Here is a 13628-nt window from a genome sequence, read left to right on the forward strand (position 1 = left end):
CTATGCGTTTCCTTCCACAGTAATCAGAATCAGCTGCGGTGGGTTAAAAATGCGGATGGGCACTGTATGTTCTCCCAGTCCCGCGCTGACTACCATATATTTTCCATTGACAGAGATCAGTCCCCTGTCATATTTGGGGAACAGCTGGGCCTGAGGTGTAATCAATCCGCCAATTCCCGGAATTCTTATAATGCCTCCATGCAGATGTCCGGAAAGTGTCAAATCTGCCCCCCAGGCTGCATAAGTATCAAAATAAACCGGGTTGTGTGCCAGGAGAATATGAAAAGCTTCCGGATCAGGTATTCCGAATTTTTCCCGCAGATCCTGTCCTTCAAAAGGCAGCTGCCGAAACTTTTTATAAAAAGAAAGTGGAAGCTCATAGCCGTAAATCCGGATTTTCTGCCCTTCCCAGGAAAAATCCATGACTTCATCTGTCAGGATTCTCACGCCGCACGCTGTCAGTCTGCGGCTGTAAATTTCATACTGCGTTCCGTATGTTTCCGGGCATTGCCGCATACGTGACTCGTGATTCCCGTTTCCGCAGATTACCGGAATCTTTCGCTTCTTTAGTTCTTCAAACAGCTGTACCGCATGATCCATGGCTGCACATTTTTCCGCAATCAGCATATCTCCCGCACACAGCACCAGGTCTCCCTGCAATTTTTCTATTTTATCTGCCAGAAACCGCTGATGTTCCCCCCATAACCGGTCATGGAGATCCGCCAGCATAACTAGTTTCAGAGGACGCATCTTCCGGGGCAATTTTTCACTTTTAATCGTATATCTTACTGTCTCCAGTTTTCTTTTCTTTTCCATAGAGGTTATCATAGCATAAATTCCGGCAGTTCTGCAATTGGTTTACAGCAAAAAGATACGGAACACCTGACCAATGTAGTCTCCGTAAACAGCCCGTTCCACCGTATCTGCCGCCATAAGTTCTGTAGAACCAATCTCTCTGCCGTTCAGCACATAGACCATTCTGCCGATCCTGTCACCTTTCTCCACCGGAGCCGTTACCTCTTCCGGAAGTTCAGGCACCCGCTCCACCTGGGACAAATTGCTTCCATCTGTAGATACATAAGAAAATTCATCTGCATATTGAAGCCCGACCTGTCCCTCAACGCCTCCCTTTACCTGGATTTTCGGCAAAGCAGCCCTGTTCTCATCCGTATAAAGGCTGCAGCAGGCAAACCCGCTGTTCAGAAGCGTCACAGCATCCTGAAAACGGCTTTTGCTGTCTGTGCCGCCCATAATCACAGCGACCAGCTCGATATTCTCTTTTTTGGCACTGGCAGATACGCAGAACCCGGCCACGCTGGTATAGCCGGTCTTCAGGCCGGTCGCATATTCATACTGCCGGATCAGCTTGTTGGTGTTGGTCAATCCGAATTCAAAGGATCCCCTCGCTGTCTGGTGGGTAATATTTTCCATCCAGATCGTACAATATTCATGAATCTGCGGGTGGTTCCGTAAAAGTTCCCGGGACATAAGTGCCACATCCCTGGCCGTTGTCAAATGTTCCTCCGCATCCAAACCGCAGCAGTTGACAAAATGGGTATTTGACATGCCCAGTTCTTCCGCCCGGGCATTCATCAGTTTCACAAAGTCCCCTTCACTGCCGCTGATATATTCTGCCATGGCCACGCATGCATCATTAGCGCTCGCCACTGCAATACATTTCAGAAGTGTGTCAACCGTCTGTTTTTCATAAGGTTCCAGATATACCTGGGAACCACCCATGGACGCCGCATGTTCCGACACAGTCACCATATCAGACAGCACAATTTTTCCATCCTCCAGTGCTTCCAGAATGAGAAGAAGGGTCATAATTTTCGTCACGCTGGCTGGATGGACTTTCTCATCCGCTGCCTTTTCCATCAGTACCGTTCCCGTGGAAACTTCCATTAAAAGTGCATGCGGTGCCGATACCTCTGCCGCCACCTGATTTAATTCCCGGTCTTCCTGTGTCCGGCTTTCCTCCGGCACCTCCGTCTCTTCCTGTTTCTGATCTTCCGCCGCCCATACAGCTGCAGGCTTTAAGGTCAGAAGCAATATCATCAGATATGTCACCGCCCATCTCAGAACTTTCAGAATATCACCTCGGAGTTCCTTTACTTTATGTGTAGCAGAAAACCGAAAAAATATGCATAAAACAAGCCGGAAAACCTTCTGATTTTCCGGCCCGTTTATTTTTCTTCTATACTATCTAAGTACCAGACAGGCGACACAGATTCCAAGAATACAGCCTGCCGCCACCTGCAGCGGCGTATGTCCTACAAATTCTTTTAAGCTTGCCTCCCAAAATTCGTACATTTTATCGTTTTTTTTGAACGCTTCCACGAATCCTTCCGTGCGGAAAAAGTCGATCATTTCATTTAAAATTTTACCCTGTCTTCCAGTCTCCATACGGACACCCATCGCATCGTGCATAACGATAATTGCCAGCATACACGCAATTGCGAATTCAAAACTGCCAAAACCATAAAGAATGCCCGAAGATACGGCCATTGCACTCACTGTCGCCGAATGGGCACTCGGCATACCGCCATCTCCAATCATCCGCTCCCAGCGGATCTCTCTATTGATCATTGCATAAATCAAGGTTTTCAGAATCTGAGCTACCGCCCATCCTGAAATTCCACAGATCAATACTTTATTATTGATCAGTGCTGTAAAAAAGTCCCCCATCGTTCCGCTCCCGTACTTTCATTTTTCCTGTCCGGAGATCATCCGGAATTATTCCGGAATCGTCTGCAACTAAGAAATGCCTTGACTTTACAGTCAAGGCATTACTGCACAATCCTTAATTATATTTACGCTTTCTAGCTGCTTCGGATTTTTTCTTACGCTTTACGCTCGGCTTCTCGTAATGCTCTCTCTTACGAATCTCCTGCTGGATTCCAGCCTTTGCACAGTTTCTTTTGAAACGACGCAATGCGCTATCCAAAGTCTCGTTTTCTTTAACGATTACATTTGACATAGTATCACACCTAACCTCCCTCCAGTTGTGTATTGTGCAGAATACAACTGTCTGGGTATTTTATTGCACTGCTAAAATTATATGCACCTTATCCCGTTTTGTCAACAGTTTTTTTCTGTTTTTTGCAATTTTTTATTTAATCTGGCTTTCGACTACTTTTGCAGCCTCTTTAATGGCATCATCCACACCAGCCGGATTCTTTCCTCCTGCCTGTGCCATACCCGGACGTCCGCCACCGCCGCCACCTACCAGTGCGGCAATTGCTTTGATCAGGTTGCCTGCATGAGCACCTTTCTTCTGGGCCGCATCCGTAGCGGTTGCCATCAGATTTACTTTACCATCATTGACAGATGCCAGAACAACCACACCGTCGCCAAGCTTCTCTTTCAGCTGATCACCGAGATCACGCAGACCATTCATGTCCACACCTTCCAGTTTTGCAGCCAGAAGTTTGACACCTTTGATTTCCTGTACCTGATTCATAACATCACCAAGTGCATCTTTGGCAGCTTTGCTCTTCAGAGCATCATTTTCTGCCTGCAGGGACTTGATCTCGCTGTACAGATGCTCGATCTTCTCACATACGGACTGCGGAGCAGTCTTCAGAAGTTTTGCTGCTTTTGCAAGCTCTGCTTCCTGTTCTTTATAATATTTGAATACGCCGTCTCCAGTCAGTGCCTCTATACGACGTACACCTGCTGCGATACCGGACTCGGATACCAGTTTGAATGCAGTAATTGCACTGGTATTTGCTACGTGAGTACCACCGCAAAGCTCTTTAGAGAAATCTCCCATGGATACTACACGTACCTTCTCAGAGTATTTCTCATCAAACAATGCCATTGCACCGCTCTTCTTTGCTTCCTCGATATCCATGACCTGAGTCGTTACCGGAAGAGCTTCCTGAATCTTCTCATTGACCAGTTTCTCTACCTCTGCAATCTCCTCAGCAGTCATCGGCTGGAAGTGAGCAAAGTCAAAACGAAGTCTGTCAGGAGTTACCAGAGAACCTTTCTGCTCTACATGGCTTCCCAGAACAGTCTTCAGTGCTTTCTGAAGCAGATGAGTTGCACTGTGGTTCTTGGAAGTGCCTGCACGGCCTGCAGCGTCTACTTTCAGAGTCACCACATCGCCGGTCTTGATCATGCCTTTGGTCATATGTCCTACATGGCCGATCTTGCCACCCAGCAGTTTGATGGTATCCTCTACCTGGAACTGCGCGTCGCCAAGGGTAATGATACCTTTATCTCCTTCCTGACCACCCATGGTAGCATAGAACGGAGTCTTCTCAGTAAAGATGGTTCCCACCTGACCGTCAGTCAGTGCTTCCACGATCTCTGTATCCGTGGTCAGAACAGTTACTTTGGATTCGTCAGTCAGATGATCATATCCGGTGAACTCACTGGTAACAGCTGCATCGATCTCATCATATACAGTCGCATCTGCTCCCATGTAGTTGGTTACTTCACGGGCAGAACGAGCCTTGGTACGCTGCTCTTCCATGCATGCCTTAAATCCTTCTTCGTCAATAGCGAATCCTTTTTCCTCCAGGATTTCTTTGGTCAGATCCAGTGGGAATCCGTAAGTATCGTATAATTTGAACGCATTCTCTCCGGACAGAGTCTTCTCACCGGCTACCTTCATCTCCTCTTCCAGCTGTGCCAGAATGGAAAGTCCCTGGTCGATGGTCTTGTTGAACTTATCTTCTTCCTGATTCAGAACTTTAAAAATAAACTCTTTCTTTTCTTCCAGCTCCGGATATCCGTCTTTAGATCCCTCAATCACGGTCTCAGACAGTTTTGCAAGGAATTTTCCTTCAATTCCAAGAAGACGTCCGTGACGTGCTGCACGGCGGATCAGACGGCGGAGTACATAACCACGTCCCTCGTTACTCGGCATAATACCATCGGAAATCATGAAAGTTGCGGAACGGATATGATCGGTAATCAGACGGATAGAGACGTCTTTTACATCATCCTTATGATATTCACAATGTGCAAACTCACATACTTTATCTCTCAATGCACGGACAGTATCCACATCAAAAATGGAATCTACGTCCTGAACAACACTTGCCAGACGTTCCAGACCCATACCGGTATCAATGTTCTTCTGAACCAGCTCTGTGTAGTTGTTGTGTCCATCATTATCAAACTGGGTAAATACATTGTTCCAGATCTCCATGTAACGGTCACAGTCACATCCTACCGTACAGCCTGGTTTGCCGCAGCCATATTTTTCACCGCGATCATAATAAATTTCAGAACACGGACCACAAGGACCTGCACCATGCTCCCAGAAGTTATCTTCTTTTCCAAATTTAAAGATCCGGTCTGCAGGGATTCCGATCTCTTTATTCCAGATGTCAAATGCCTCATCATCCTCCAGGTATACAGACGGATATAATCTCTGCGGATCCAGCCCGACCACTTCAGTCAGGAACTCCCAGGACCAGTGGATTGCTTCATCTTTGAAGTAATCTCCAAAAGAAAAATTACCAAGCATCTCAAAAAAGGTACCGTGACGTGCGGTCTTTCCTACATTCTCGATATCACCTGTACGGATACATTTCTGGCAGGTAGTTACCCGTCGTCTCGGCGGAATCTCTGCTCCTGTAAAGTAAGGTTTCAGAGGTGCCATACCAGAGTTAATCAGAAGAAGGCTCTTGTCGTTATGTGGAACGAGTGAAAAGCTCTTCATTTTCAGATGGCCTTTGCTCTCGAAGAAATCCAGAAACATTCTCCGGAGCTCGTTTACGCCGTATTCTTTCACTTTCTTTTCCTCCTGTCAAAAGACCCGGATTTTCATCCAGGTCTTTCAGAAAATTCTTGCTCAGTTGTCCTTATACACGGGACAGATACTCACCGGTTCTGGTGTCAATCTTGATCTTGTTGCCCTGCTCTACGAACAGCGGTACGTTTACAACTGCGCCGGTCTCAACGGTTGCCGGTTTGGTTGCGCCTGTAGCAGTATCGCCTTTGAAGCCCGGCTCGGTATCAATGATCTCAAGCTCTACAAACAGCGGAGCCTCTACTGCAAATACATTTCCGTTATGAGAACAGATCTTAACCATCTCATTCTCTTTTACGAACTTCAGAGAATCTCCAACGTCATCACTGTTCAGTGCGATCTGGTCGAAAGTCTCTACGTTCATGAAGTGATACAGATCTCCGTCACTGTACAGATACTGCATGTCCACACGGTCAATACGTGCTGCCGGGAATTTCTCAGTCGGGCGGAAAGTCTTCTCAACTACACCGCCGTTGATAATATTCTTAAGTTTGGTTCTTACGAATGCAGCGCCTTTACCAGGTTTTACATGCTGGAACTCCAAAATCTGATAAACGTTTCCCTCAATCTCAAGGGTAACACCATTTCTAAAATCTCCTGCTGAAATCATTATGTTCGTCCTCCTTATGTTACAAAGGGAATGCACAATCCCCTCACTTTAACTCATTTTATAATACTTTTCCGATCATTTCAACTATTTTATGAGAATTTTTTCATCTGCTTATTCCAGTATTTTTTTCAGTTCGTCCATAAATGTATTCACATCCTTAAATTCCCTGTAGACGGATGCGAAACGCACATAGGCAACAGAATCCAGATCCTTTAATTTTCCCATGACCAGCTCGCCGATTTCCTCACTGGAAATCTCCCTCTCTTCTTTATTGAATATACAGGCCTCCACATCATCTATCATGGCTTCAATCTGTGCTGCGGAGATCGGTCTCTTATGGCAGGCTCTGAATACACCGCCCTCTATCTTGGCGCGGTCATACGTCTCCCGGTTATTGTCTTTCTTAATGACAATCATTGGAATCGTCTCCACCTTCTCATAAGTGGTAAACCGCTTATGACACTCATCACATTCTCTTCTGCGGCGGATGGAATCTCCGTCATCCGCAGGTCTTGAATCAATCACCCTAGTATTATCCTTTCCGCAGTATGGACATTTCATCCCGGAATCCCTCCCTTTTTTCTTTCGTCCAGTATATAACAGCGTCCGCCTTAATGTCAACGAAAGAGCCGTCACTTTACCGGATAAATTTTACTTCGCCGCATACACTGAAATCAAAAAGAGGCATTGTGCATGCATTTTTGTGAGCTGAAAGAAAAAGACGTCATCAACCGCTGTAACTGTAGACGGCTCGGCCGGGTCAATGACCTGATCCTTGATCCGAAAAACGGCTGCATCTGCTCCATCGTCGTACCTGGACCATTCCGGCTCTGCGGGCTTCTCGGACCGGATCAGGAATACGTGATTCCCTGGAAAAAGATCTGTCAGATCGGTCCTGATATCATTCTGGTGGAAATCTGTGAGGAAGAAGTTCTGATGCCAAGAAAAATATGGAAATAGTTATTTCATGCCACCCTGCATAACCGTCCGTTTTTCGGAAATGCTTTTAACAGACAATCGACAGCAGGAGGAAATGAGATGATTCTGAACAAAGTGGAAATCTGCGGAGTCAATACATCGAGACTTCCGCTTCTCACGGCAGAAGAAAAAAATACACTGTTTGAGCGAATAAAAAAGGGCGACAAAGAAGCCCGGGAACTGTACATCAAAGGAAATCTCAGACTGGTCTTAAGCGTCATCAAGCGTTTCTCTTCCAGCAGTGAAAATGCCGATGACTTGTTCCAGATCGGCTGTATCGGCCTTATGAAGGCCATCGACAATTTTGACTGCACACTGGATGTCAAATTTTCCACTTATGCTGTTCCAATGATCGTGGGGGAAATCCGCCGTTATCTCCGGGATAATAACAGCATCCGTGTCAGCCGTTCCCTGCGGGATATTGCTTACAAGGCCATCTATGCCAGAGAAAGCCTGTCCCGCGAGACCGCTCAGGAGCCGACACTTCACCAGATCTCGGAAGCCATTCAGATTCCGGAAGAAGACATCGTCTACGCACTGGACGCCATCCAGAGCCCGATCAGCCTTTATGATCCGGTCTACACAGAAGGCGGTGATACCCTCTATGTCATGGATCAGATTAGTGACAAGAAAAACAAGGAAGACAACTGGGTCCGAAATCTGTCTCTCTCCGAAGCCATGAAGCATCTGACTCCGCGGGAAAGCCGCATTATCCGGCTTCGTTTCTTCGAAGGACGTACTCAGATGGAAGTGGCCGAAGAAATCCATATCTCCCAGGCACAGGTCAGCCGTCTTGAAAAAAATGCGTTAAAAACCATGCGCGGCTATCTGAAATAAACCTACAGACTAAAAACAGAGCCGCTGTGCAGGCGGCTCCGAATCAATTAGTCATTCATATTTTACAATTTCTTTTTTCAGTCTTCCGATAATTTTCTTTTCCAGTCTGGAAATGTAAGACTGAGAAATACCCATAAGATCCGCCACTTCTTTCTGTGTCATCTCTCTGCCGGACGGGTGATTCAGTCCGAAGCGCAGTTCTATGATAGTCTTTTCTCTCCTGGAAAGTTTAGAAAGCGCTTTCTTCAGCAGTTTCCGCTCTACCTCATTTTCCAGATCCCGATAAATGATATCCGCATCTGTACCCAGGATATCCGACAGGAGCAGTTCATTTCCATCCCAATCCACATTCAGCGGCTCGTCGATGGAGACTTCCATCCGCATCTTGCTGTTGCGGCGCAGATACATGAGGATCTCATTTTCAATACATCTGGACGCATACGTCGCAAGCTTGATATTTTTGTTCCGGTTAAATGTATTGATCGCCTTGATCAACCCGATCGTGCCTATGGAAATCAGATCTTCCACACCTACTCCGGTATTTTCAAATTTTCTGGCTATGTACACTACAAGTCTCAGATTATGTTCAATGAGTGTTGCCCTCGCCTGCTCTCCGTTCTCACTTTCCAGTCCGAGAATTGCCCTCGCTTCCTCTTCTGCATTCAATGGCGGCGGCAAAATCTCCGTGCCTCCGATATAGTGAATCTCTCCCTCCCGGGCAAAGATCATGCTTTTCAGTCTTGGTGCCACTTTCAGCTGCACCTGATGCGGTATGGTTACTTTTATAATCATATTGCCTCCCCCTCACGAGGAAAGCAGGTCACGATGAAGTATCAGCGGATATCTTCCGGCCGACTGTGGCATGACGGCAATCCACGGCTTCTGAATCTCCACAGTTTCTGACAGATTGCGAATTTTCATGATATCAATCCGGTAGGCTGTCAGAATACCTTTCTGTGAAATCGTCTGATAAGGAATCATCCGCGGAATTCTCTCTGTCCTGTCTCCTTTCAACAAAAGTTCCATATAAGCACGGTCCACAAGACTCACCGGACTTCTGCTGACAGGATCTGTAAGTCCGTTCCCGGTATCCAGAAGTCCTTCCAATTCCAGTTGACAGCTGCCGCAAACCAAAACCGTACGGCATACCCGCTGTTCTTCTTTCTTTTTCTCCAGAATCAGAGTTTCCAGCCCGGATAAAACAACCCCGGCAACACTTCCTGCCATCAGGAACACCATTCCATTCAGCCGATAAAACTGGTCTGCATACCTGAGAAAGCCTCCCATTAGAAAACATTCCAGATAAAGCCCTGCCACCGTCAGTCTGAAATGTTTTTCTCTTCCAAAAGCGATGGCCGTCATCAGCACTGCCAGAAACAGGCTCCCCAGAAAACAACCAGCTCTGCTGATCCATTCCGAACCAATCGTCAGCAGACAAGCCCCCAAGCTTCCTGCTATGGCCGCCGCAAGAATCCGCCCTGCATGCAGCGGTTTCCGGAACAGCTTTGCTGTCAGAACCAAAAGTTCCGCATCCATCCACAGATTTTCCAGAAATAAAATATCTACATAAACTTCATAGTACACTTGCTGCCCTCTCTCTTATGATAGACAACATTATAGGGAAAGGGCGCCGCAGACTTTGTCAGATACCGGCGGAAAATCCGGCTTTTTCTCGCCATAATCCGACAAAAGGCGGATCGAAAACGATCCGCCTTTTCTGACTCTTATAAAATTATATCCAGTATCTCTCTCATGTTCTCTACCGGAATCTGCCCGGGAGCCGACGCTTCGCCAGCGGTGGCAAAGGTCAGTGCTGAACCGGTCAGTGGTCCGCTGATTCTGCTGACAATGCCCTGTTTTCCCATGGACATGGTAATCACCGGAATTTCCAACGTCTCATATGCTGTCAGAGTCACCTGCAGAAGGTTTAAGACGTCCTGCGGGCACCCCGGCATCACTGCCAGTTTGGCCACGTCCGCTCCCAGCGCCTGCATCCGTGTCAGGCGCCGCAACATTTCTTCCGGCACCGGGGTTGCCGCAAAGTCATGGTTGGATGCGATCGTATGCACTCCCAGTTCCTGCAGTTTTCTCATATGCGCTGCAGTACTGTCCTCATCCATAAAGGCTTCCACGTCTATCAGATCCACCAGTCCCGAGCCTGCTGCCCGCTCATTCAGCTGATAATAAGTTTCTTTTTCCACCATCCGATGTCCGCCCTCGTCCGCACTGCGGAATGTATAGAGAAGCGCCTGATTTTTCAGAATCACACGAAGCATGGAAAGGATCTCTTCCAGCTTTCCTTCCACAAAAATATCCTCATAGAAATCCGCACGCCATTCTACCACTTCGGCCGGAAGGAGGCTGATCTCTTCCGCTTTTTTCCGAATTTCTTCCACTGTCTCCGCCACAATCGGAATACAGATTTTCGGAGTTCCCTCTCCCATCAGCGTACCGCTTGGTCCAAGTCCGAACGTTTTTTTCATGATTCATCTCCCCTGCTGGTTTCAGCTGAAATATTTTTCTTTGACAAGTCCGACCGGCATTTCATGTCCGGTCCACAGTTCAAACGCATAAGCACCCTGATAAAGAAGCATATACATGCCGTTAAATGTATTGCATCCGACGTCCTCCGCCATGCGGAGAAGTTTCGTCTTTCTCGGATTATAGATCACATCGGAAACAATCAGTTCCGGATGGAAGAACGTCTGATCCGGCACCAGACAGCTATCTTCATGAGGACTCATTCCCACCGAAGAAGCATTGACCAGAATGGCACTGTCATCGATACTTTTCTTCATCTGCACCTGATCTGCCAGTTCATACATGCAGATCTTACAGTCTGTACCAGCATTGACCCGCTCCACTACTTTCTCTGTCTCTCCCCAGGAATGTCCCTTTCTGGCAATCACATCAATCTCAGGCACTCCGTCAAGCGCTGCCTGCGCAATAATAGAAGCTGCAGCCCCGCCGGTTCCGAGAATCGTCATTTTCTTTCCGATAATATCATATCCGGCATCCTCTACTGCTCGCATATAACCTTTGCCATCCGTATTATATCCGGTCAGGACGCCATTTTCCTGCACGACTGTATTGACTGCACCGATCAGCTCCGCTTCCTGTGATTTTACATCCACCCGTTCAAACATGCTTCTCTTATGCGGCATGGTACAGTTCCATCCTCTTGCATTCATGACGATCAGGCCATCCACCGCTGTCTCAAACTCTTCCGGTGATACATCAAACGCCAGATATACACAGTCAAGTCCGTGATATCGAAAGGATTCGTTATGCATGGCAGGTGATACACTGTGTGCCACCGGGCTGCCAAGAAGGCACGTCAGTCCTGTATGTCCTGTGATTGGTACTCCGTTCATGATTAATTTCCTCCGTATATAACAAAACCGCCCTTGAATGCCTCGGGCGGTTTCGATTATTTATCTGTTTTTCTGAAAGAACTGCGGAATCTTGATCTCCTGCTCTTCCACTGTGCTCTCCGGTTTCTTAAAGGTCTTCAGTCCCGGAAGAGGCTGTACCTGAAGCTTCGATTTTGCAGCAGATACGGATGCCTGTCCCATTCCCTGGCTTACCGGTGTGGGCTTCTGTACCTGATGGTATGACGGAAGTACGGATTTTGCTCCTCCGTTGTCCTGCAGTCCGGTTGCGATTACAGTGATACTTACCTCATCTGTGTTCGTTGCATCATACATTGCACCGAAGATAACGTTTGCATCCTCTCCAACCTGCTCCTGTACGTAGCTTGCAGCTTCATTTGCATCAATCAGGGAAATATCTCCGGAAATATTGATGATGACATGAGTTGCACCTGCGATGGTGGTCTCAAGCAGCGGACTGGTAATTGCCTGTTTCACTGCTTCCAGTGCCTTGTCATCACCTCTTGCCGTACCAATACCAATATGAGCAATACCCTTGTCAGTCATGACAGTCTGTACATCCGCAAAATCCAAATTGATCAGAGCCGGCAGATTGATCAGGTCCGTAATACCCTGTACTGCCTGCTGAAGCACTTCATCTGCTTTTCTCAGTGCCTCCGGCATGGTCGTTCTGCGGTCCACAATCTCCAGAAGTTTGTCATTCGGGATGACAATCAGCGTATCTACGGACTCTTTGAGTTTTTCAATTCCCTGAAGCGCATTGTTCATACGCTGTTTTGCTTCGAAACGGAACGGTTTGGTCACAACACCAACTGTCAGGATTCCCATCTCTTTTGCTGCTTTTGCCAGTACCGGAGCTGCTCCAGTACCGGTTCCGCCTCCCATACCACAGGTAACAAATACCATATCTGCTCCCTGGATGGCTTCTTTGAGCTCTTCGATACTCTCCTCAGCAGCTTTCTCGCCTACTTCCGGTTTTGCACCTGCACCAAGCCCCTTGGTCAGCTTCTCGCCGATCTGAATTGCTGTCGGTGCCTTGCAGAGCTTTAATGCCTGTTTATCTGTATTGATACCGATAAACTCAACTCCGCCAATCTGTTCCTCTACCATTCTATTTACAGCATTATTACCTGCTCCGCCGACACCTACAACGATGATCCGCGCAGCAGATTCCATTTCGTTCGTCATGATTTCCAACAAGGTCATATCCTCCTTCAAACACGATATCTCGCGCTATCTTACATTAATATTAATCATAGCTTTTTTTCCGGAATTGTGCAACCATATTTTTGATATTTTTGTTTTTTTCCAAAATAACTACCTAGATGCTTCCAACGAAATATGCGTGCTCTCATCCGTATAATTCTCCATATGAAGCGTTCCTGATTTATCCTCCAAATCCGGCTCCAGTTTCTTAAGTCTTGAGATCTTTTCATCCAGGTGGTCACCAGTTCCCAAATTCACCGTTACATCCTTCATAGACAGGTAAAGTTCCAGATTATTTCCAAAGCGGATCTCGTCCGGTTTCAGTCCGTATTTGTCCAGAAGCTGGGTAATATTAAGGATTGTCCCAAATATAGACGCATCTTTTACATTCAGTGCCTGATGCATGGTGAGCCGGTCGAAAGTAAGTCCTTTGATCAGCGGAACACCTTCGATCTCCTGATCCGAGCTTTCCACCACGATACCATCCTTGTCAAAATAGACATTTTTTCCCAGATAGTGAACATAACCAACTATATTTTTCTCATACACCCGAATCGTCAGGCTGCTGGGGGAATCAACCTTCACCTCAAATGCGTCGATGAACGGAATCTCCGGATGTTCCATATAATTGTAGCGGACATACAGATACAGCGTATTCCGTTTCAGCCCATCCCCGATCACAAAATCCGCAATCTGTTCCTTCGTATAATATTCATTGCCTGTGACCGTCACTTCCCTGACCCGGAACACTCCGGCCACGCACAGAAGCAGCACCACAGCCGCCGTCAGCGCCGCCCCTGCTATGATCCATCGTTTATAATGCTTCAATCTGTTT

At 47.1% G+C, this 13628-nt stretch carries 15 protein-coding genes; 2 read left to right on the top strand and 13 right to left on the bottom strand.

The window, feature by feature from the left end; genetic code table 11:
* From LKD36_RS04405 to nrdR, 7 genes are all read right to left on the bottom strand, one after another.
* On the bottom strand, positions 1-816 hold the full coding sequence (locus LKD36_RS04405; RefSeq protein ID WP_308458857.1) for a metallophosphoesterase: 816 nt from the start codon (positions 814-816) through the stop codon (positions 1-3).
* A 42-nt stretch (positions 817-858) separates the two neighbouring features.
* Positions 859-2070 carry a D-alanyl-D-alanine carboxypeptidase family protein gene (locus LKD36_RS04410; protein ID WP_308458858.1) on the bottom strand — a complete coding sequence of 404 codons (1212 nt, stop codon included), beginning with the start codon at positions 2068-2070 and terminating at the stop codon, positions 859-861.
* Between the two features lie 132 nt (positions 2071-2202).
* Positions 2203-2688 (bottom strand): divergent PAP2 family protein, encoded by a 486-nt coding sequence (locus LKD36_RS04415; protein WP_118769382.1) that lies wholly within the window; start codon positions 2686-2688, stop codon positions 2203-2205.
* Between the two features lie 115 nt (positions 2689-2803).
* Complete coding sequence (rpsU, locus tag LKD36_RS04420; RefSeq protein ID WP_021737899.1) at positions 2804-2980, bottom strand: 30S ribosomal protein S21; 177 nt, start codon at positions 2978-2980, stop codon at positions 2804-2806.
* 132 nt (positions 2981-3112) lie between these two features.
* On the bottom strand, positions 3113-5752 hold the full coding sequence (alaS, locus tag LKD36_RS04425; protein WP_308458859.1) for an alanine--tRNA ligase: 2640 nt from the start codon (positions 5750-5752) through the stop codon (positions 3113-3115).
* Positions 5753-5822: 70 nt separating this feature from the next.
* A complete protein-coding gene (efp, locus tag LKD36_RS04430; RefSeq protein WP_118769380.1) occupies positions 5823-6380 on the bottom strand; it encodes an elongation factor P in 558 nt (185 codons plus the stop codon).
* 111 nt (positions 6381-6491) lie between these two features.
* The gene (nrdR, locus tag LKD36_RS04435) at positions 6492-6941 is read right to left on the bottom strand and encodes a transcriptional regulator NrdR (protein WP_118769379.1); all 450 of its coding nucleotides are present in this window, start codon (positions 6939-6941) and stop codon (positions 6492-6494) included.
* Between the two features lie 132 nt (positions 6942-7073).
* On the opposite strand from nrdR, the gene LKD36_RS04440 reads away from it, so the two are divergent.
* Entirely contained in the window at positions 7074-7340 is a 267-nt protein-coding gene (locus LKD36_RS04440) for a PRC-barrel domain-containing protein (protein ID WP_118769378.1), read from the top strand.
* 78 nt (positions 7341-7418) lie between these two features.
* A complete protein-coding gene (gene sigG / locus LKD36_RS04445) occupies positions 7419-8195 on the top strand; it encodes an RNA polymerase sporulation sigma factor SigG (RefSeq protein WP_118769377.1) in 777 nt (258 codons plus the stop codon).
* Between the two features lie 51 nt (positions 8196-8246).
* Here the strand turns inward: sigG and sigE are convergent, their stop codons facing one another.
* The 6 genes from sigE to LKD36_RS04475 all read right to left on the bottom strand — a co-directional run bounded on the left by sigE (position 8247) and on the right by LKD36_RS04475 (position 13621).
* Positions 8247-8987 carry an RNA polymerase sporulation sigma factor SigE gene (sigE, locus tag LKD36_RS04450; protein ID WP_118769376.1) on the bottom strand — a complete coding sequence of 247 codons (741 nt, stop codon included), beginning with the start codon at positions 8985-8987 and terminating at the stop codon, positions 8247-8249.
* 12 nt (positions 8988-8999) lie between these two features.
* The gene (locus LKD36_RS04455) at positions 9000-9779 is read right to left on the bottom strand and encodes a sigma-E processing peptidase SpoIIGA (protein ID WP_308458860.1); all 780 of its coding nucleotides are present in this window, start codon (positions 9777-9779) and stop codon (positions 9000-9002) included.
* A 140-nt stretch (positions 9780-9919) separates the two neighbouring features.
* Positions 9920-10678, bottom strand: a complete 759-nt coding sequence (gene aroD / locus LKD36_RS04460) for a type I 3-dehydroquinate dehydratase (protein ID WP_308458861.1) — start codon at positions 10676-10678, stop codon at positions 9920-9922.
* Positions 10679-10699: 21 nt separating this feature from the next.
* A complete protein-coding gene (gene aroE, locus LKD36_RS04465) occupies positions 10700-11569 on the bottom strand; it encodes a shikimate dehydrogenase (RefSeq protein WP_308458862.1) in 870 nt (289 codons plus the stop codon).
* A 60-nt stretch (positions 11570-11629) separates the two neighbouring features.
* Complete coding sequence (gene ftsZ / locus LKD36_RS04470) at positions 11630-12775, bottom strand: cell division protein FtsZ (RefSeq protein WP_118769637.1); 1146 nt, start codon at positions 12773-12775, stop codon at positions 11630-11632.
* A gap of 129 nt (positions 12776-12904) precedes the next feature.
* Positions 12905-13621, bottom strand: coding sequence for a cell division protein FtsQ/DivIB (locus LKD36_RS04475; protein WP_118769373.1), 717 nt, complete (start codon positions 13619-13621; stop codon positions 12905-12907).
* Between the last annotated feature and the right edge of the window lie 7 nt (positions 13622-13628).

The organism is Hominiventricola filiformis, from assembly GCF_020686965.1.
GTDB lineage: Bacteria > Bacillota > Clostridia > Lachnospirales > Lachnospiraceae > Hominiventricola > Hominiventricola filiformis.